Annotated in this window: 12 protein-coding genes; 4 read left to right on the forward strand and 8 right to left on the reverse strand. The window is 57.2% G+C overall.

Going from position 1 to position 21,053, the window contains the following annotated elements; all coding sequences use genetic code 11:
- Positions 1-90: 90 nt before the first annotated feature.
- Positions 91-2,025 carry a family 16 glycoside hydrolase gene (locus CA85_RS25650; RefSeq protein WP_246112673.1) on the forward strand — a complete coding sequence of 645 codons (1,935 nt, stop codon included), beginning with the start codon at positions 91-93 and terminating at the stop codon, positions 2,023-2,025.
- Between the two features lie 266 nt (positions 2,026-2,291).
- On the opposite strand, the gene CA85_RS10455 is transcribed toward CA85_RS25650, so the two are convergent.
- From CA85_RS10455 to CA85_RS10480, 6 genes are all read right to left on the reverse strand, one after another.
- Positions 2,292-4,781, reverse strand: coding sequence for a DUF1592 domain-containing protein (locus CA85_RS10455; protein WP_246112674.1), 2,490 nt, complete (start codon positions 4,779-4,781; stop codon positions 2,292-2,294).
- A gap of 35 nt (positions 4,782-4,816) precedes the next feature.
- Positions 4,817-6,106 (reverse strand): DUF1552 domain-containing protein, encoded by a 1,290-nt coding sequence (locus CA85_RS10460; protein WP_146391265.1) that lies wholly within the window; start codon positions 6,104-6,106, stop codon positions 4,817-4,819.
- Positions 6,107-6,680: 574 nt separating this feature from the next.
- Positions 6,681-8,042 (reverse strand): sulfatase-like hydrolase/transferase, encoded by a 1,362-nt coding sequence (locus tag CA85_RS10465; protein WP_146391266.1) that lies wholly within the window; start codon positions 8,040-8,042, stop codon positions 6,681-6,683.
- 5 nt (positions 8,043-8,047) lie between these two features.
- The gene (locus tag CA85_RS10470) at positions 8,048-9,484 is read right to left on the reverse strand and encodes a sulfatase (protein WP_246112675.1); all 1,437 of its coding nucleotides are present in this window, start codon (positions 9,482-9,484) and stop codon (positions 8,048-8,050) included.
- Positions 9,485-9,512: 28 nt separating this feature from the next.
- Positions 9,513-11,117, reverse strand: a complete 1,605-nt coding sequence (locus CA85_RS10475) for a sulfatase family protein (RefSeq protein WP_146391268.1) — start codon at positions 11,115-11,117, stop codon at positions 9,513-9,515.
- Between the two features lie 59 nt (positions 11,118-11,176).
- Complete coding sequence (locus CA85_RS10480; protein ID WP_222435428.1) at positions 11,177-12,589, reverse strand: sulfatase; 1,413 nt, start codon at positions 12,587-12,589, stop codon at positions 11,177-11,179.
- Positions 12,590-12,979: 390 nt separating this feature from the next.
- On the opposite strand from CA85_RS10480, the gene CA85_RS10485 reads away from it, so the two are divergent.
- A complete protein-coding gene (locus tag CA85_RS10485; protein WP_146391269.1) occupies positions 12,980-13,711 on the forward strand; it encodes a tetratricopeptide repeat protein in 732 nt (243 codons plus the stop codon).
- 327 nt (positions 13,712-14,038) lie between these two features.
- On the forward strand, positions 14,039-16,372 hold the full coding sequence (locus CA85_RS10490) for a PAS domain-containing hybrid sensor histidine kinase/response regulator (protein WP_146391270.1): 2,334 nt from the start codon (positions 14,039-14,041) through the stop codon (positions 16,370-16,372).
- A 95-nt stretch (positions 16,373-16,467) separates the two neighbouring features.
- On the opposite strand, the gene CA85_RS10495 is transcribed toward CA85_RS10490, so the two are convergent.
- Both CA85_RS10495 and CA85_RS10500 read right to left on the reverse strand, forming a co-directional pair.
- On the reverse strand, positions 16,468-17,751 hold the full coding sequence (locus CA85_RS10495) for an ATP-binding protein (RefSeq protein ID WP_146391271.1): 1,284 nt from the start codon (positions 17,749-17,751) through the stop codon (positions 16,468-16,470).
- Complete coding sequence (locus CA85_RS10500) at positions 17,748-18,437, reverse strand: response regulator transcription factor (protein ID WP_146391272.1); 690 nt, start codon at positions 18,435-18,437, stop codon at positions 17,748-17,750. Before CA85_RS10500 ends, CA85_RS10495 begins: the two co-directional genes overlap by 4 nt.
- A gap of 245 nt (positions 18,438-18,682) precedes the next feature.
- On the opposite strand from CA85_RS10500, the gene CA85_RS10505 reads away from it, so the two are divergent.
- Positions 18,683-21,004 (forward strand): GH92 family glycosyl hydrolase, encoded by a 2,322-nt coding sequence (locus tag CA85_RS10505; protein WP_146391273.1) that lies wholly within the window; start codon positions 18,683-18,685, stop codon positions 21,002-21,004.
- The last annotated feature ends 49 nt before the right edge of the window (positions 21,005-21,053 follow it).

The following is a 21,053-nucleotide window of genomic DNA, read 5'->3' on the forward strand; positions in this document are numbered from 1 at the left end:
CGCAAACTCGTTTCCCCTCCTCGGCAGCCCAGGCTCCATGACAGCTTCGGTTTTGCCGTGTCGTTTCCTACCTCATTTCATCGATCACAGATGTCTGTTCATTCACTACTCTGCGCGGGAGGCATTTTCGCCTGCTCGTTGCTTAGCATCGCCGGAATTACAGCGCAAGCCGAAACACCGCAGCAGGCTGCGGCGCGAATCAAGAAGATGGAGAAGATCGCTGACCATGCTCTTGTCCCGCCGGTTCTCAACACTTCACCGCTGCCGCAATACGACTACGACCAACTCGACTACGGAATGACGATTGGTATCGAACGCACGCCGAAGGGTCGCCTCTGGGCTTGCTGGGTAGCCGGTGGCGACAGCCCAGAAGCATTCTTCGTGTTGGCGACCAGCGATGATGAGGGGGAATCGTGGTCGCCACCACGCTTGGTCGTTGATTCGCATGACAAAGACCTGCCCCGCCCCCGCAGTATCTTGGTTGGGAATCTCTGGACCGACCCGCTGGGCCGTTTGTGGCTGTTTTTCGATCAGTCGATGGACATGTTTGACGGCCGCGCAGGCGTGTGGGCCACGCGTTGTGATCATCCTGACGCCGACGAACCGACGTGGTCGTCCCCGCAGCGTATCGCCGATGGCGTGATGCTGAACAAGCCAACTGTGCTATCCAGTGGTGAGTGGATGCTGCCCATCTCGCTGGACCAGCGAAGCGGTTTTGGTCCTTTTCGTGGTTGTTTTACCGAACTCGATCCGTTGCGAGGCGCGAGCGTCCACGTGAGCACCGATCAAGGCACTACCTGGCAACGTCGCGGAGCTGCTCGGTTTTCCAGCCCGGACTGGCACGAACACATGATCGTCGAGCGGACCGATGGGTCGCTATGGATGCTCGCCCGTACCCGGAAAGGGATCATGCAGACCACTTCAACGGACGGCGGTCGCTCTTGGGCCACGCCAACACAGCCTGCGAATATCCGTCAACCCAATGCGCGTTTTTTCGTTCGTCGGTTGGCCTCGGGACGTATCCTGCTGATTAAACACGGCGACGAAATCGATTCTCACCACGGCCGCGTGCAGCTGAGTGCCTGGCTGTCCGAAGACGAGGGAGAAACATGGACCGGAGGCTTGGTCTTGGACGACCGCAGGGGAATTAGCTATCCCGACGGCTTCCAGTCAGAGGATGGTACGATCTTTATTTCCTATGACCGCAACCGGGCTACGGATGGTGAGATCTTAATGGCTCGGTTTCGGGAACAGGATGTGTTGGCCAAAAAAATCGTCAGCGAGCCCGCCAAACTCCGCATGTTGATCAGTCGTCCGCTCGCCGATAAGACCGCGAAGATGACTGAAGCTGAAAGTCGCCGAGGCTTCGTCGAACTTTTTGATGGCGACACCTTCGACGGTTGGGAACAGAACGGCAATTGGCGAATTGAGGAGAACGCGTTCTTTCGCTTCGCCGATGGGGGACCGCTCACCTACCAACGAAAAACCATTCCCGATGACTTTGAACTCCGCTTTGAGTGGAAGGTCTCCAAGGGCTGCAACAGCGGCGTGTACTATCGACCGGGGCAGGTCGAATATCAGGTCCTCGACAACGTGAACAGTCCCTATGGCGAGAATCCCCGGCAATCAGCTGCGTCCCTGTTCTTCTGCATGGCACCATCGAAAGACGCAACGCGTCGAGTGGGCCAATGGAACACCGGCAGGGTCGTCTGCAAAGGAACCGTCACCCAACACTGGCTCAATGGCGAGAAGGTACTCGACTTTGACTACACGGATCCCAAGTGGGCTGAGATGGTGAAGCTACTAACAATCCGAGGCGGTGATCTCAGCGGCCGCGGCGGCAGGCTGTGGTTGCAGGATCACGGCCAACCCGTTTGGTATCGAAACCTGCGATGGCGAGAAATTCCAAACGGGGAGTCTCTCCAGCCGTCTGCCGATTTCACTCCCATGGCGATTCCTCCAGCCGCTTTGGCGAAGGAACAGCAGCGTGTGCAAGCGATGTTGAAACAAGCACAAAGCAAGTGAAGGTCGCGGTCGGCAACCACATCTCAGCCGGGGAAAAGGGCGAGCTGCGCAACCGGCACGCCCGAGGGAAGGGTGCGCCGGAGCTAGGGCTAAAAAACTGGCTCATCCGACGGAAGCGTGCGCTGGAGGTTTTGGAGTCATGGCTCCAGTATCCAATGATTGATTTGTCGGAGGTGATAGTGGATGTTAGACTGGAGCTGCCGGGAGAAACGGAGCCGAGCTCTGCAGAGGTGCTGGCTTGGCAAGGGATATCTCGGTCGATGCGTCTAGCGAGACCGGAAAATATCGCTGGCGAGAACCTCCTCGACGATGCTTTGCAGCCCGTAATCGTCCGCTTTGACTCGATCCAAAATGCGATCAATTTCACTTTGATCGAGTGGTTCCATGTGGCGCCCGGTCGCGTACGTGAGCAGCGTCTCGATCAAATTGCGAACAAACGGCTCTCGACGGTTCTCGAACAACACTGCCTTGAAGCCCGAGAAATCTTGGTAGGTTTCTCCTGATGGAAGGCTCCCGGACGGGTCAACCTTGGCCGCCACGTTTTTGAATTTCGATTTGGGATATTTTGTTCGCCAGCGTCCGATGGGGTCAAACGTTTCGAGAGCGAAGCCGAGTGGATCAATGTTTCGATGACAGACAGCACATGTCTTGTCTTCGCGGTGCTTCTCGAGCTTTTCTCGGATCGTTTTCGCCCCGCTTACATTGCTGTCGAGCGCCGGTACTTCATCAGGCGGCGGGGGAGGTGTGATCCCAAGCACGTTTTCGAGGACCCACACACCGCGAGTCACCGGCGAGGTATCCACGCCGTTGGCGCTGACTGTCAACACGCTCGCCATCCCCAGCAAACCACCTCGTTGTTTGTTATCGGTCAAGCTGACGCGCTGGAATCCATCAGCCAAACGCAAGCTATCACGTTCGGGCAGTTGATAGAGTTTGGCTAGCTTCTTGTCGACGAAGGTGTAATCGGAGTCGAGAAAATTCGTTGCCGATCCGTTCTCTCGGAGCAGGTCTCGAAAGAAGAGCCGGGTTTCTTCCTTCATCGACTCGGGCAGATTCTCGGCATAGTATTCGGAAGCCGCTTTGCGAGGAGGAGGCAAGTTACCGATGTCGCGTAGGTTCAGCCAACTGTCGAGAAATCCGTTGACGAACTCACTCGATCGTTCATCGGCGAGGAGCCGCTGAATCTGCGATCTCAATTCAGCGGGATCCGTCAAGCGACCTGACTCAGCGGCTTCGACAAGCCTCTCGTCGGGAGGAGCTGCCCACAGAGCATAGGAAAGGCGTGCGGCAAGATCGTACGGCAACAATTCATGATCGTCCTCGGCGGTGATCTCGCTCAGGTACAGAAACGAGGGAGAGCAAAGCATCATCTTGAGCGTATCCAAGGCGGCCTGACGCGGCGCAGCTTGCTCGGATAGACGCGTTTGATAGATTGCCTCGATCCGCGCACGATCGGCGTCGTTGAGAGGCCGCCGGAAGGCTCGTTGACCAAACGCAAAGAGCTGTTCGAGTGCATTGTCTTCCTGAAACCCATCCTTACCGAAAACGGCAACCTCCTCTTTGCTGCCGCCCGGTTCAGCGAGCGGGCCGCGGACTTTGATCTCGCCGATTTTAATATGGGGCAGTTCGCCTTCACGAAGTAGCGATGTTCGACTCACGCCGACCTTGGGGTTCTCGAATTCATCCTTGTATTTCCGATTGGTCTCGATCACCGAAGCCCGTGATTCGTAGGGACCATTCGGGAAGATGAACCGAGGCGTCTGGCCGGCTTCCAACCACACACGAAAACTCAACCACTCGGGTTGGTCATCGGGCACGATCGCGGTTCCCAGGATCGGTTCAATTGCTTGCGGGTAATGGATGTGCCCCTTGGTCGCGTCGCCTGGCACGACGGCGAGCTGGAAAGGCTCAGAGAAATCGATGCGAAAGATCTCGGCCGCGTAGTGCGTGTCGCGGTGCATTGCCTGCGCGTTGACCTCGATATCGTAGAGACCCGACACAGGCACACCTTCTAGGAAGTCTTCAATGTGTCCGTAGCCCCCTTGCCGGGTGTCCGTATTGGGCTGCTCGTAGAGACAGAGGAACTCGAATTTGAAAACGGTTCGGTGAGCGCCAGTCAGCTCTTCGTACTGTCGGAAGTTATCGGTGAAGTGCCACGACTGCGGCTCCACCGCCGGTTTGCCCAGGCGTGCTTCGACGAGCCGGGATGCGGCTTGAAAGTGCTGGTCCAGGAGGAAGCCGGACGTCACGAGTGACTCACCGATCGTATCCATGTGGTGACTGGTGGTGTCCTTGGGAAAATCGGCGGTCAGACCTAAGGTATCGACACGACGGTCGAAAAGCGTCGCCAAGGTGTTTTCGTATTCCCGATTGGAAAGACGACGCATCACCGTCCTGCCACCCGAACTTTCAAACCTGTCACGAGTGTGCTCGATCTCCTGCCGTAGTTGACTGACAAAATCCACGCGTTCTTCGTCGGTCGGTTGCTCGGCGTCCTCTGGCGGCATGATCTTCAGTGTCACCTGGTCGATCATTTCGTCGGCCGAGATCAGCTGTTGCTCGGTTGTCAGAGGAAGAGAAAAAGAGTCAAACTCACGTTCTCCCTCGGCCGAATCGGAGCCATGACACTCGATGCAGTACGCCTGAACAAACGCAGCCGCTGTCGATGGAGATTGGGGATCGTGTTCCTCAGCAACGACGACCGAAGCTGTTCCTAGAAAGAAGCCAAAAACCCAGGCTGCAGGAAATGCTTTCAACGAAAAATACCTTCTCAGATGCATGGCAGTGGTGACTAGGAGAAAGTGCCCGTGCTCGTTCCAAACGAATCCTTCTCGACTCCCATCCGTTGAGCGATGTCAACGAACAGGTTGCAAAGCGGTACACTGCCGGAACGCTTCGAGTTGACCTTCTTGAACTCACCCCGACCGTACCCGCCGCCCGCTACCAGGATCGGCAGGTCACTGTTGGTGTGTGAACTACCGTTGCCCATCCCGCTACCGAAGAGCACCGACGTCGAATCGAGCAGGGTTTGCTCGCCATCCTGGACTCCCGCGAGCCGCGTGAGGAACTTCCCAAACTGTTCCAGCTGGTAGGACTCGAGCGTGAGCAGGTTCCCGATCGCCTCCTCATCGTTGCCGTGATGCGAGAGGCTGTGATAGGACTTGTCGATCCCGAGGTTCTGCGGCAAGAAGCTACCGCCGATTTCAAGGGTGGCGACCCTTGTCGAGTCTGTTTGCAACGCCAACGCGATAAGCTCGTAGAGCATCGGCAGGTCATCGACTGTATTGGTATCGGCGGGTTTCTCAAACGGGGGTTCTGGTTTGGGTTGATCGGCCCAACGTCGACGGACTTCGAGTCTTTTTTCCACGTCGCGGATCGAAGTGAAGTACTCGTCTAGCTTGTCCCGATCCTCATGGTTGACCCGTGCCGACAGCGACTTCGCTTCTTCCAGCATCGAGTCGAGAACGGAAGCGTGCAGCGAGTTATCTTTGGCTCGCTGGGCCTGTCGCTCTTTTGACTCGGTCACAAAGAGTCTCTCGAACAACTCGGCGGGGCCGGTGATCGGCGGCACGCGGACACCCGACTTGGTCCACGACATCTGGCAGCCCCCGTGAATGCCTCCTTCGGAGCCAACGGTCAGGGATGGGAAACGGGTCTGGGTCCCGACCTCGTCTGCGATGAACTGGTCAATGGTCACATTGCCATTGCGTCGGTTCTTGGATTCGTGGTGGAGGACTCCCGAGAGAAACGTGTGGACGGCGAAGTGTCCGCCTCGCAACCCATGGTCGAGGCCGCGGTAAATCGTCAATTGGTCGCGGTTGGCAGCCAGCGGCTTGAGGAGCGTCGTCTCCTCGAAATCACGGCCAGTCGTCTCCGGGAAAAAATGCTTTTGCTGAAAGCCGAGCAAGTTTCCGACCGCGACGAACCGGCGAGCACCGACGCCGGCCCCACTGGTAGCCTGGACGGCCGATCTGCTACCGACCGAAGCGGCCATGAGCGATGGCAATCCAGGCAGAGCGAGCGAACCACCCACGGACTGTAGAACAAAGCGACGCCGACTGAATTTCATTGAATTGGACATCGTGGCATTGTATCATTCGCGGCGCCGACGTGTCCAACGACAATGTTCAGGAACCCGGTGCGGCACCCAAATCTTCTCTGGGTGGAAAAATTGGGTTCATCCGACGGAAGCGTGCGCAGAGCACAGCGGAAGTTTTTTTGAGGCATGGCTCTCGTATCCAATGATCGTTCAAAAATGCGTCCCTGATGAACAAACGCTCGCCAGGGACCGGCAACACCATTGGCGTACCGCTTTTGCAGGGAAACGCTGGCGACCGAGATATCCCTTGCCAAGCCAGCACCTCTGCAAAGCTCGGCTCCGTTTCTCCCGGCAGTGCCAGTCTAACATTGATAATCACATCCCACAAATAAATCCTTCGATACGGGAGCCATGCCTTGAAAACCTCGGGCACACGCTGCCGTCGGATGAGCCAAAAATTGCAGTTCCGCGTCCAGGATTTCCAGGATGCTTCCACCTGCAGTTCGGGTTGGCGATGGAGGTTTCCGCCGCTCACGCCCCTGCCTTGAGCCATCTTTATTCAGGTTGATAACAGCTGCTGGTTCGGATGAAACTGTTCACGTTTCATGCTCTTCCTTCAACGCACGCGATCTTGCTCGACCTCTTTCGACCAGCGATTGAGGTCTTCGGTGAGCCGGTCGCGGATCGCGGGATGTTCGTCGGCGAGATCCACGCTCTCTAGACGGTCCTTGCTAAGGTCATAGAGACGTGGAGCGGCATTCGATTCTCCTTTGGGGACATTGCGGGTCACGAAGGGGCGAACCAGTTTCCAATCACCATCGCGAACCGCTGCGTTGTGAGTGTAGAGCGGTGTGATTCGATTCCACTGCCAAAACCGCTGCTCAGGCAATTCCGGTGTCGCGAAACGTTGCGAAAGCAAACCCGCAAAGCTCGCACCGTCGAGTGGCTTGTCCGCTTGAGGAGCCTTGAGTTGGCAGAGTTCGATTAGCGTGGGAACGGCATCGGTGAAGTGAATGATTTCCTCTCGGTGGGCCGGTTCCAGCACGCCTTTCCAGCGGATCATGAACGGAACGTGGATGCCGCCCTCGTTGACCATATACTTTGTCCCGCGATTCTCACCGTTGAAACGCGTGCCAACGACGGGGTCGGGCCCATTGTCGCTAGCGAAAATGACGATCGTGTTCTCGGCAATCTCTAACTCGTCGAGTTCGTCCAGTAACGCACCAACGCCAGCATCCATCACTTCGATCATGGCATAAACCTTGGCGGTTTTCGCGTCGAGTCCCGCGGCAGTGTAGCGGGCGACCAATTCCGGTGGGGCTCCCAACGGGCGATGCGGCGCGTAGTGCGCCAAATGCAAGAAAAATGGTTCGCGTTGGTGACGCCGCACAAAATCAATCGCCCGGTCGGTCAACTCATCGGTCAAATAGGTTTCTTCAAAGTCCTGGTACTCGCCTTGGACGTCGAGTTGGTACCGGTAATAGCTGGGCACGTCCTGGCTGTCGAGGAAGCCAGTGAACTCGTCGAAGCCGCGTTTGAGCGGGTGATAGTCAACACCTTTGCCCGAATGCCATTTGCCGACCAGGCCGGTCGCGTAGCCGCTCGCGGAGAACCGATCGGCGATTGTAATTTCGTCCGAATGAAGACGCGTGAGATCGGGGTACTTACGCTGATTGAGCGTCACCGAACCCGTGCGATGTGGATACCGTCCGGTCAGCAGTGCGGCGCGTGAAGGCGCGCAGACGGGCGACCCTGAATACGCATGCTCAAAGTAAATGCTTTCTTGCCGGAGCTGGTCCAGGCGAGGTGTCCGCGAAATCCCACCATTGACACAGGAAAAATCACCGATCGCGAGATCGTCCGCAAGCACCAAGATCACATTGGGGGCTTGGGGTTTCGCCGCGTCCGCGACCAGGCAGGTCGTCGACGTGATCAGCAAGATCAGCAATAGGAACTGAAAAATGGAATTCGATGGCATTGGATTCACAGCTGAAATTGTGCGGTGAGTAACTTGGCGTGTGTCTCGACCACAGTCGGGTGCGCCTCGACAACGTTGCGAGATTCCCGCGGGTCGTTGGCGTGGTCGTAAAGCTCTCGAGCGATGATCTCACCGCCATCGATGGCATGCCACTGGGTGTAGCGCCATTGGGCAGTGCGAACCGAGTAGCCCCAAGCCTCCCAGTTCTTCGGTGCACCGTAGAACGGCTGTTGGTGTTGGGTGAAGGCAGCGTCTTTCACAGAACGAGCAGGGTCGTCGATGACGGATGATAGATCGACGCCTTCGAGTCGCTCGCTAAGATCGCGGTCGATCCCCGCCAGCGACGCGAGCGTGGGATAGAGATCGACTAGCTCAGCGAGGGCGGCTGTGTGTTCGCCATGCCCCGCCTCTCGGGCGGGATCGGCCACGATCAACGGCACGCGGGCGTCGAGTTCGAAGTTCGTTGTTTTGCCCCATAAGGATTGCTCGCCAATGTGAAATCCGTGATCGGATAGGAAGACGACGATCGTGTCGTCAGCATGTCCTGCCTTTTCGAGAGCGTTGAGAATCTCGCCAATTTGCGAATCCATGAAACTGATCGATGCATAGTAGCCATGCCGGAAATGACGGACCTCTTGTTCTGAAAAAGCTCGGTCCTTGGGTGTGCCACCGTAACTACGGATTTCCCGTGAATCATGCATGGCGATCGATGGCGCATCGATCGGTGGTTCCGCAGGGTCTGGTAGCGGGATCTGATCGGGCGCGTACATGTCCCAGTATTTCTTCGGTGCCACAAACGGCAGATGGGGACGCCAGAATCCAACCGCTAGGAAAAAGGGTTGTCCGTCGGCGGGGTGATCATGCAGCATCATCGCCGCGAGATTGGCGATCTGTCCATCGCGATAGGCTGTGTCGGGTACATCGTGAGCTTCGGTAACAGGCGCCTTCTTCACGCTGGTTTGCCGCAGCTTCGGCGGCGTATTGTTGTATACCGTGTCACTGCCATGCGTTCCCTTGTAGAGGACCTCATCGATTGACCAGGACTGGCGATCCTGTGTTTCACCCATGTTGTGAAAGATCTTGCCGATGTCCTGGCAGAAGTACCCGTGATTCTTGAAGTGCTGCGGCAGTGTGACCAATGTCGAACCGCCATCGGTCGTGTCGCGGAAACCTTTGCGCAGGTCGTCTACTCCAACCGTGTCCGGACGCAGCCCGGTTAAGAAGGAGGATCGCGATGGATTGCACACCGCCTGTTGGCAGTAGGCTTTATCGAACACGAGTCCCCGCTGAGCGAGTTGGTCCAGATTGGGTGTGATCGCAGCATCGTCGCCGTAGGGGCCGATCGCGCAGTTGAGATCATCGGCCACGATAAACAGCACATTTGGACGCTCTTGGGCGGCAGCGAGGGCCGCGAAGAGGAGAATACAAACGACAACTTTCATTCGCACGATGGGGGCGAGTCTTGCTCGACTACCGAATGTAGTCCTCCGGTGCATAACGCTCTGTTGTCTGGTTGGTCCAAACCTCTTCGTCCGTGTCATCATAATACTTCCGCGTCTGCCAAAAAAGTTTCTTCATGGATTCGAGCTTCTCTGCGTGAGCGGGATCCCCAGCGAGATTTGTCATCTCTTGAGGGTCATTCTGGAGGTCGTAGAGTTCCCAGATGCTCGCCTTCTCAGCCTCATTTCGTGGCTGATCGAAGTGGAGAAGTTTGTGAGTGTTGGTTCGGATAGCACTGTGCTGCGCGACGCCATGGCCTCCATCGATGTAACGGTAGTAGATCGTTTTCCGCCAGTCGTCGGGCGTGGCGCCACCGTTGCTCAGTAGTGGCATCAGGCTGATCCCATCGACGTCCCAGTCCGTCTTCACGCCGGCGGCATCGAGGAGTGTCGGTGCGTAGTCAATGTTTTGCACCATCGCCTGGGACCGAGTACCGGGTTCGACCTTCCCGGGCCAACGAACGATCAGGGGCATTTTGAGTGATTCTTCATAGGCCCACCGCTTGTCGAACCAGCCATGTTCTCCGAGATAGAAGCCCTGGTCGGCGCAGTAAACCACAATGGTGTTCTCGCTCAGATTCAGTGCGTCTAGCCTGTCGAGGACCTTGCCTACGTTGCGGTCGACACCCGCGACACACCGGAGATAGTTCTGCATGTAACGCTGGTATTTCCAGCGGACGAGATCTTTGCCCGTCGGTGGATCGGCGATGAATGCTGCGTTTTCGCTCTCAAAAGCAGCGAGATAGGCTTTGCGTTGGTCAGGCGTGAGGCGACCTAGAACCCGGTTGATTTGTTTATCTTCGTCGCCTTGGAACAGCATCAGGTCCGACGCCATGGTCATGTGCTCATCGATTCCCATCTTGTGGTTCGATGCGGCAACGCGACTCTCGTAATTGTCAAACAGGGAAGGCGGTTCGGAGAATGTGATGTCCCTGTAAAGCTCCAGTTCCTGGATGCTTGGCTTCCAGTTTCGGTGCGGCGCTTTGTGCTGAATCAATAGAGCGAAGGGCTTGTTCTGGTCTCGGTTGTCGAGCCAATCCAACGCGATATCGGTCACAATATCAGTTGAGTGTCCTTCCACACGCCGCTTGCCCTCAGGACCATAGAGGTCCGGGTTGTAGTAGCTCCCCTGGCCACCGAAAACCTCCCAGTCATCGAAACCGTTTGGTTTGGTTTTCATATGCCATTTTCCAAATACGGCAGTCGCATAGCCGCTCTGGTGGAGCTTCTTAGGCCATGTGGGACGCTGGGGGTCGAGGGCTCCGCGGAGATGGACGATCCCATTCTTGTGGCTGTGCAGCCCCGTCATCACGGTTGCCCGCGACGGCGTGCAGATACTGTTCCCGCAGAAACTGTTCTCGAACAGCATGCCCTCTTTGGCCAAGCGATCGAAGTTGGGGGTCGGAGGCAGATCCAAACCGTATTGGTAAGCCGAGATGGCTTGGGTCGTTAAGTCATCGCTGAAGAGGAAGACAATATTAGGGCGTTGCTCGTCAGCAATGGCGGTTGGGGCTGTCGCGAAGTGAGGCGTGAGGAGCAACAGCAGAGGGAGTATTCGGTTGGCGAGCATAATCATCGGTGCGGGTTTGAAAAGAAGGTTGTCGTGTCAAGCAGAATGGCGTCCGTGCCGGTTCATCAGGGAGCGGGGGTGGGGGCGATTGATTTTGGCTGGGCGATGGTGAGCCCTGTGCTCTCCAGTCGAGCGGAGAGCCCGGCATGCATGCGTTTCAAGGTGGCATTGTACTGTGGATCGTCGGCGAGGTTGGTGATTTGCCCAGGGTCTCGGCGCATGTCATAGAGTTCTGCGGAACCGTCATTGTACCGCATGTAAGCCCAGTTTTTGGTTCGCCAGGAATGTCCGTTGGAGAATGACAGAGCCCCGTCTTTGATCCCCACGCTGGGATCTTCCAAAACAGGTACGAGGCTGAGGCCCTGAACCTGCTCAGGGATCGGCAATCCGGCGAGCTCCGAGACCGTTGGGTACAGATCGACGAGTTCGACGATCGAGTCGGTTCGGCCGGATTCGTATCCGGGAGCCGAAATAATCAGCGGCACACGGGTGACTTCCACGTGGACATTGGATTTTTGCCAAAAGGTGTGGTCGCCTAGATGATAGCCGTGGTCGCTGGTGAAAACCACAGCCGTGCTCTCACGCAGACCGAGTCGATCGAGCTCTTCTAGGATGCGGCCAACCTGGGCATCCATGAACGAGATCGACGCATAGTAGGCTGTCCACATCCGCCGTTGGTTGTCGGGGTACTCGTCGATCCCGTTCTTTGCCGAGCGGCTTGGGGATTGCCCCAGTTTCGGGATGTCTGCGAGATCGTTCTGGACCTGCGGTGGCAATGACATGTCCTGCCACGGGTAGGGCTCAAAATACTCTCGTGGAGCGACCATTGGGTAATGGGGGCGGACGAATCCTGCAGCAATGAAAAAACGCTCGTCTCGGTGCTCTTGTAGCAACTCAATCGTTTTGCTGGCGGTTTTATGGTCTGGTTGATCAGACCCGTCGCCGTCGATACTCACCGAGACGAACATGCGGTGGGGCATCTTCGTGGATTGTCGACCTTCCAAATCGTCGGTGAAGATATTGAGATTCAGGCAGGCGTAGTCCCCGGGGGTGTGCGCTTCGTCACCTTGCGAATTGAATCGTTCCGTCCAGCACTCGGGGACATCTTGACCGTCGGTTCCAGCAATGATGTCGCCGGGGACGCGCATGTGAAATATCTTGCCGACTCGGGCGGAGTATAGCCCATGGTTTTGGAAATGTTCGCCGAGCGTGCGCTTGCCGCGACCTTGATAGCGACTGAACATGAATGAGGTACGCGAGGGAGCGCACCAGGTCCCCTGGCAGTAGCTGTGGGTAAAGAGCAATCCCTGGCCCGCCAGCTTATCGATGTTGGGTGTCTTGCAGATTGGATCTCCATAGCACCCCAGGGCGCTGGCCCGCAGGTCGTCCGAGACGATCAGCAAGACGTTTTGAATCGTCGGTGCGGCGTCCTGTTCAGAACCCGCGTCTGACCCCGAGAGTCGATTGTTTCCGGACAAGAATGCTCCCAGCAGCAAGGCCAAGAGCCGGACAGCCCACCTGCGAGAGCCGTCGGGCCCTGGGTGACACATCTGTCGACGGTTGAAAATCAGTATCATCAGAGGCGGCATCATCGGGGGTGGGATCCGCGTCGGGATGCGGAGGGGCGGCAGTCCATTAGCAGTGGTTCCGAGTGTACCAGGTTCTCACGGCTAAGAGGGTGCCTCGGAAAATAGTTAGCATCGCGTGATCATTAAGTAGCGATTTCTGCGAGATCTTTTCTGTAGTGCACGAGGCGACGAGCCCTTAAGCCAATCGATCACGCTCCCCCGTACCCGAAAAGGAACTGGAGCGAATCCGGTACAATCACAGCAGACATCTCCATCATGGACTCAGGACGGAACACGATCATGAACGCCGCGCAAGCTCCCTTCACAACACTGCAGTTCTATGCATTTCTCTTGCTCAGCGGAGTGTTCTGTTTCCCCGTTTGGGCGGAGGAGACCGATCTGCACCAAGAGCGTCATCGCGCCGCGATCCAAACAGCGCGGGCCTTGGTCGCTGGACAGCCGGCGCCTCCAGCGGGTTCTTTGGTTGGCTTGGCCGATGCGTTGCTGCGGGGCGGTCAATATGACGAAGCCGTCACCAGTTTCGAGCGCGCGATTGAGCGAGATCCTCAGTCCGAACCGTATTTGTGGCAATACGGTATCGCCCTGTTCTTTGCTGGCCGTTACGACGAGGCTCGCTCGCTGTTTGAAAAGCATCGAGTCGTCAATCCGCACGACGTCGAGAACGCGGCGTGGCATTTCGTCTGCGTCGCCAAAGCAGATTCTGTCTCGAAGGCTCGGGAGATTTTGTTGCCGGCACCCGGCGATTCCCGTGCCCCCATGAAAGCGGTTTTGCAGCGACTGCAGGGAGGAGATTTTGAGGCGATCGATGCAGCCGTTGAGAAGAATCGCGGCACACCATCCTACGCGTCGGCGGAGTTCTACGGCAATCTCTACATTGGGCTGATTGCTGATGCGGAAGGAAATGCCGAGGTAGCGAGCGAGCATCTCAGGAAAGCGTCCCAATCCGAGTTGACGCACTACATGGCAGACGTCGCCCGCGTCTACGCGAACTGGATCGACACACAGCACTGATCAAGCGTGCAGTCGTCTGTTTGGTCGGGTTGCCGCGAGTCTCGCTGGTGCTGTTGCTCCTGCGGGCGAACGCGCCGAGAAACGCGTACCGAAGCACCTACCGAAGCAAGCAAGACGCGGCCCCGGGGCAGCCGAAACAGGGTCAGGGCCAGTGTGCAAACGTCTGCCAGGGAGGTATGCTTGCCTAGGTGACATACGAGAGCGTCGCTGCCATTTTGGGCGGTTGCCCGTACAGCCTAGAGGGTCCACTCGCCCGCGATCCATCTCCCCACTGAAACTCTCTCAGTTTGATCAGCCGCAAATCGACACCGAGGTGCTATCGAGCGTATGCCCAAGTCAACAAAGTCCACGCCCTCACCGCCCGCCGCAAACGAACGCGCTGAACTTCTTTGTGTTGCCCTCGCCAGCATCGGCGATGCCGTCATCGCGACAGACCTGCAGGGCAGGGTCACGACACTCAATGAAATCGCGGAGAATCTGACAGGTTGGACCAAGTCAACCGCGATGGGTGAACCGTTTGAAAAAGTATTCCAGGCGGTCAGTGAGCAGAGCGGCGAGCGAGTTGAATGTCCGGCAGCCCAGACGCTCCGAGACGGCGCCATCGTCGAGCCAGCAGGCCACACGATCCTGATTGCCAGCGATGGAACCGAGCGATCAATCGACAGCAGTGCTGCGCCCATCCGTTCGGATAATGGCGAGGTGACCGGGTGCGTTCTGGTATTTCGCGATGTGACCAAACGACGCCAACTTGAACGCGATCACGCCGAGGGTGATCACCATGCGCGGCTCCTGGGCGCAATCGTCACCTCCTCCGACGACGCCATTATCAGCAAGTCGCTCGACGGGACGATCCGGAGTTGGAATGCGGCTGCGGAGCGAATCTTTGGATACACCGAAGAGCAAGCTATCGGGCGTCACATTAGCATGCTCATTCCGGCGGAACGGATCGAGGAAGAGGACCACATTATCGCCCGCATTCGCGCTGGCGAGCGTGTGGAGCATTTTGAAACGGTGCGTCTGCGTAGTGACGGGAGATTGGTCTTCGTTTCGCTGACGATCTCACCGATTAAGAACGCAGAAGGGCAAATCATTGGCGCTTCCAAGATCGCCAGGGACATCAGTGAGCGCAAACGCACGCAGGAGGTTTTGCGTGAGCATGAGCAGCGGTTCCGCACCTTTGTCGAGCAGGTAGAGGACTACGCGATCTTCGTGACCGATACCGCGGGGCGTGCGACCAGTTGGAACGAAGGCGTGTTGCGGGTACTGGGCTTTGAAGAAGCAGAGTTCGTTGGGAAAGACATCGTGCGGTCGATCTTCCGCAGTTCCGACGTGGCGAAAGGAGTGCCCCAGGCGGAATTGGCCGAAGCGGCCGAGTCAGGCAGCGCCAGCAACGACCGATGGATGAAACGCAAAGATGGTACACCGTTTTGGGCGGCTGGTGTGACCACCGGGTTGCAGGACGAATCAGGGAACCTGCTGGGATTCATGAAGGTCATGCGGGATCAAACGAAGCAAAAGCAGATGGAGGACGAGCTTCGCCGAATCGCCACGGAACTTTCGGAAGCGGATCGCCGCAAAGACGAGTTTTTGGCGACTCTGGCTCACGAACTTCGCAATCCGCTGGCGCCGATTCGCACTGGACTTTCGGCCATGAAACTGCTTCAGGACGACCCTGACCAAATGGAGGAGATCCGAGAGACGATGGAGCGACAGGCTCAACAGATGGTGCGACTGATTGATGACCTGTTGGAGATGTCCCGGATCACGCAAGGGAAGTTGGAGCTGCGGAAATGCCGCGTGATGCTCGCTGACGTGGTCCGCAGCGCCGTCGAGGCCACTCGTCCGTTGATGGACGAAGTCGGTCATGAGCTCAGTGTCACGCTCCCCTCTCGCGGGATCGAGCTGGAGGCCGACCCCAATCGGTTGACCCAAGTTTTTTCCAATCTGCTCAACAATGCGGCGAAGTACACGCCCGACGGAGGCCGCATCTCACTTGCAGTAGAGCGGCAAGAGAGCGAGGTGATCGTAAGCGTGAAAGACAATGGGATGGGCATCCCACCTGACAAGATCGAGCGTGTCTTTGAAATGTTTGCTCAGATCAAACATCCCCTCGATGCCGAGTACTCCGGTCTCGGCATCGGCTTGACATTGGTGAAATCGCTGGTCGAACTGCACGCTGGAAGCATCGAAGTGCGTAGCAATCCAACGGGCCAAGGATGTGAGTTTCTGGTGCGGTTGCCTCTTGGTCCTGCTAATCCGGTTTCGCCAGCGCCCGAAACGCCTACGGAGGAAACGGGCTCGTTGGCGAAGTGCCGTGTCTTGATTGTCGATGACAACCAGGCGGCCGCAGACATGCTCCGGATCGTCGTTAAGACCCTCGGCCACGACGTCCGCGTAGCCTGCAATGGACAGGAGGGTGTCGAGATTGCCTCCGTATTCCGCCCCGAGACGGTGCTGATGGATATCGGGATGCCTCAGCTGAATGGGTTCGAGGCGGCGCGGCATATCCGGCAACAACCGTGGGGACAGCAGATGACACTCGTCGCGTTGACCGGATGGGGGCAGGAGGACGATAAACGGAAAACTCAAGAAGCTGGTTTTGATCACCATCTCGTCAAACCGGTTGAACTCGTGGATCTGCGGCGGATCCTCGACTCCTAGCCACCGGGTGTCACACCCGTTCTCGGCATGCCATTGCCGCGACCTCTTTCGCTCTGCCGGTCTGAAGACGTTGGGTCTATCAAGGTTGCACTGGATCAATCAGCGTCATTGACCGCATGGGGCACACTCATGGCAAACTTTGCGCCTCCAAGTGAACTGGTGCTGACAGTAACATCGCCGCCGAGTCTCTGGCAGATCCGGCGAACGAGAGCGAGACCCAGGCCCGTTCCCGGCTGCGCTGCCGCCTCCAAACGCTTGAACGGCTCGAAGATCACGTCTCGGTCTGCCGCGGCGATTCCCAGTCCGTCATCTTCAACGGCAATCACGATCCCGTCTGCGTGCTCGTGAACACCGATGCTGACTCGAGACCGAGCGTACTTGGCGGCATTGCTGACGAGGTTGCCAATCGCTCGCTGCAGGCCTGCTCGGTAGGTATTCAGACGCAGCTGAGGTTCGGCCTGGGTGATATGAAAGTGGATGCGAGGGTGTATCAGAGCCTGGGGCTCGACAGCGTCTTCGATAAGTTCCTGCAGCATCACCGTTTCATAGGGCGCTGTTTCGCATCCGGCATCGTGGCGTGTGTAGTCCAGTAGCTCACCCACCAAATCATCGAGTTGGTTGGTTGCGTCATCGATGGAATCAATGCGTTGGTTGCGTTTCTCCTCGCTACTGGCTGAGCGAACCAATTCGGTTGCGAATTGGATTCGAGATAGCGGTGTGCGAAGCTCGTGCGAGACAGCTTGTAAAAGTTCCTTCTGATTTCGTAGCAATGACTCGACCCGATCGGCCATCGCGTTGAAGGCGTCGGCGATCGGTAGCGATCGCCGGTTTTCGCCGCCAGCAATTCTCGCCGACAGATCTCCGTCGGCGATCGCCAGAGCGGTCTGCTCAACGGTGCGAAACTGCTTCACGATGGGCCGCAGCAAGATGGTGATGGCAGCAGCGGCTAACAGAAAAATACTGCCAAGGCCTAGGAGCACGTTGCGGCGGCTCGGACCCACGAACTGCGGCAACGGCCCGAGTTGGACCAACAGGTCTGTGCCGGTGATCGATGCTACCATCGCACCGCCATGCAGAATCGCTTCACCGCTATCAAGACGCCCGGTTTGCATTGTCGACAGGGAGCGTGCTGATCGTTCCATCGTGCTGACGGGATAGTTGAAACGTTTTTGAAGTGAGCCGAGCGTTTCTCCGAAATGTTCTGTTCCGCCGTCAAGGAGCTCGTCGCGTGCCAAGAGTGTTCCGCCACTCAGTGCATCTTCAATCACCGCGATGTTCTCTGATTCCGTTGCCCTGCGATAAACGTATACCTGGATGCACCAAGCAATGAACATGATCAAGATCACGCCGATATAAAAGCGAAGGAACAGTCGCGTCATTTTGTTTTCGCCATCAGGTAGCCGACACCGCGCACCGATTTGATACGTGTTGGCTGAGCGGGATCGTCGTTGAGTTTTCTGCGCAATCTCGAAACCCGTAGATCGATCGATCGGTCCAGCCCATCGTAGGGTAGCTCCAACAGATCGATGTAGACATCCTTTCTCGGTACCACCGTTCCAGCTCGCTTGGCAAGATAGACGAGTAGCTCGAATTCGGCGGTTGTCAATTCGACCCTGGACCCTGCAATCGAGACGTTGCGGCTGGACTCATCGACCTGCAGGTCACCAATGACGATGGGCGGGCTACTCGAGGCCGGGGTCGCATCGCCGCGTTTGAGATGGACTTTCAGCCTCGCCAGAAGCGCTCGCGGACGGACTGGTTTCGCCATGAAGTCGTCCGCTCCCGCCTCCAGGGCGATGACCTCGTCGACTTCTCCGCCGCGCGCCGTCAAGACAATGATCGGCCCAGGGTAGTTCGGCCGGACCGTGCGGCAGACCTGAAAACCATCCGCTCCGGGCAAACCGATATCGAGGATCACGGCGTCGTACGATCCTTGCGTTATTCGAGTGATCGCCGCGACTCCATTGGACTCGGTCGTGATTTCAAAGTCGTGTTCTATGAGGAAATCACGGACCATCTTCGCCAGAGAGAGGTCGTCCTCGACAAGCAGTAAGTGGTGGGTCACGAAATGTCTCGAAGTGAAATGCTGTCTCTGCTTGAAAAATGATCGATACCGCCTCAATGTAGCTCGATGCTGCGTCGTTGGCGTCGCTTCGCTACAAGCTGGTACATTTGTGTGCGCCGCTACGGGGGCTTACACTGATCGTCGACTGCCCCTCCGCCGGCTGATGTTGGCTGGGAGGACGCGTCCTCTTCTAAAATACCCTGACCAGCGTGGGTCGCGACGCTGAAGAAAGTGAGAGATACATCATGAAGTTCCTGCACTCTTTCGTTTTTATCATCGGCTTGTCGCTGGCGATGGCCTCGGGCGGCCTCCATGGGCAATCACCTGTGGAGTGGGTCAACCCGCTGATCGACACCCATGCGTCGCGGTGGTTTTACTTCAACTCAGCTTCGAGACCCTTTGGACTGGTCAACCTCAGCCCAGATACGAACACCGATGGTACCTGGGATTCAGGGTATCTGTACGACTCCGAGCATATACGCTGTTTCAGCCATATCCACGCCTGGCAGCTCTCAGGCATTCCCGTGATGCCCATTGTCGGTGAGATGACCGGCCATCAGGGGATGGACGCGTATCAGTCCAGGTTCTCCCACGAGGATGAGACCGTTCAGCCAGGCTACCACAAGGTGCGGCTGAAGAAGTACGGCATCACGGCTGAATTGACCTCGACCGTCAGGACCGGTTTTCATCGCTATACCTACCCTGAAACCAAAGATGCGTACATCCTTTTCGATGTGGGGGCGTATCTGGGGCATGGCCCCATGGCCAACGCAATGGTCCACAAGGTAAGCGATACGGAAATCGAGGGCATGAGCCTGCAGGAGAAAACCGGGAGACGTCGAAAACGAACGCCGGTTTACTTTGTGGCCCAGTTCAGCCAGCCCGTGACCGACTTTGGTGGTTGGCGAGATGGGCAGCTCTTGGACTCGTCCACACGGATCGAGGGAGAAGACAGTGGGGCCTATGTTCGTTTGCAGACGACCGCACAAACACCCGTACTGATGAAGGTCGGTGTCAGCTACACCTCGATCGAAGGGGCGCGTCGTAACCTGGAGACCGAATTGCCCGACTGGGATTTCGATCGAGTGGTTCAGGAATCCAAACAGGATTGGAACGATCGCCTCTCCCGTATCGCGGTCGAAGGTGGGAGCGATGCTCAGAAGACGAAGTTCTATACGGATTTGTGGCGGTCGATGCTGGGACGCCGCATCGTCAGTGACGCAGACGGTGCCTATAGCGACATGACGGGAGAGAAACAGGTCATCCGCCACGTACCCCGCGGCGAAAACGGCCAACCGAAATTCGCGGTCCATAACTTCGACAGCTGGTGGGGAAGCCACTGGAGTCTCAATATTCTCTGGCCATTGCTGTGCCCGGAACAATACAGTGACATCTGCAACACGTCGGTTGAAATGTACCAACACGGTGGGCTCATTCCCCGCGGGCCCTCGGGGGGCAACTACACGTTTGTCATGATCGGAGATACCGCAGCTCCGGCGCTCACGGCAGCCTATGCGAAGGGGATCCGAGATTTCGACCTCGAAAAGGCCCTCGAAGGACTTGTCCGAAATACGCAGAGGGACGGGGGACGCTACTACGGTGGATATGCTAAATCAGCGACCCCAGCCGTTTACGATGAATATCATGAGAAAGGATACGTCTCGCAAGGCAATCGACTTTCCGGTGGGCACGGCAAGGCCGTTACTAGCCTAACGCTCTACAACGCCTACCATGACTGGTGCATTGCCCAGATGGCGAAAGGTTTGGGAGACGATGAGATCTACAAGCGGTTCGTCAGTGGCGCTGCAAACTATCAGAACGTCATCTGGCCTGAGAAACAGTCGGCGTGGGTGCGGACGGCCGACGGTGGCTGGATGGACGATTTTCAGCCGAATGAAAAAGCGTTTGAGCAGGAAGGATTTTGCGAAACAAGTGCTTCGGTCTCAACGTTTTTCGTGCCGCATGATCCGATGGGGTTAGCCGAGATGTTGGACGGGCCGGAGGCCGCTGCGGAGAAACTCAATGAGCAGTTTCAAGCCGCCGTGAAAGATAAGTTTCACCTCAAAGGACGCGAACATGGAGCCGCGTGGATCGACTACGCCAACCAGGACGGCACAGGGGCCGCACACTACTTCAACCGAATCGGTTTCCCCTGGCTCAGCCAGAAATGGGTGCGAGCGGTGCAAGACGCTGCGTTCGGTGGCACCGATCCGTATAGCGGATACAACGGGGACGAAGACCAGGGGCAGATGGGATCCGTCAGCGCGCTGATGGCGATGGGACTCTTTCAGTTCGACGGCGGCTCGGGATTGGACTCGAGCTACGACATCACCGCCCCCGTTTTCGACAAGGTGGAGATTCAACTGAGTGAAGAGTACTACGGTGGGAATGTCTTGACGATCATCGCGAAGAACCAAGCTCCCGAGAACGTCTATATCCAGTCGGCGACGTGGGACGGCAAACCACTGCACTCATCTCTCCTCCCGCATAGTGAACTCATCGCTGGCGGCGTGCTCGAACTGAGTCTGGGCCCGCAGCCCAATAAACAGTGGGGAACCGGCCAATGAACTCACGATCGCGCCCCTTGTGATGCGAGCAGAGATCCCTCCGGAAGGG

Origin of the sequence: Allorhodopirellula solitaria, from assembly GCF_007859855.1 — a bacterium.
In the GTDB taxonomy this organism is placed as follows: Bacteria; Planctomycetota; Planctomycetia; order Pirellulales; family Pirellulaceae; genus Rhodopirellula; species Rhodopirellula solitaria.

Coding starts and splice junctions, on each gene's coding strand:
- CA85_RS10475 (WP_146391268.1), bottom strand. CDS start 11,117: ATGATTATGCTCGCCAACCGAATACTCCCTCTGCTGTTGCTCCTCACG.
- CA85_RS10505 (WP_146391273.1), top strand. CDS start 18,683: ATGAAGTTCCTGCACTCTTTCGTTTTTATCATCGGCTTGTCGCTGGCG.
- CA85_RS10495 (WP_146391271.1), bottom strand. CDS start 17,751: ATGACGCGACTGTTCCTTCGCTTTTATATCGGCGTGATCTTGATCATG.
- CA85_RS10465 (WP_146391266.1), bottom strand. CDS start 8,042: ATGCCATCGAATTCCATTTTTCAGTTCCTATTGCTGATCTTGCTGATC.
- CA85_RS10460 (WP_146391265.1), bottom strand. CDS start 6,106: ATGTCCAATTCAATGAAATTCAGTCGGCGTCGCTTTGTTCTACAGTCC.
- CA85_RS25650 (WP_246112673.1), top strand. CDS start 91: ATGTCTGTTCATTCACTACTCTGCGCGGGAGGCATTTTCGCCTGCTCG.
- CA85_RS10485 (WP_146391269.1), top strand. CDS start 12,980: ATGAACGCCGCGCAAGCTCCCTTCACAACACTGCAGTTCTATGCATTT.
- CA85_RS10490 (WP_146391270.1), top strand. CDS start 14,039: ATGCCCAAGTCAACAAAGTCCACGCCCTCACCGCCCGCCGCAAACGAA.
- CA85_RS10470 (WP_246112675.1), bottom strand. CDS start 9,484: ATGAAAGTTGTCGTTTGTATTCTCCTCTTCGCGGCCCTCGCTGCCGCC.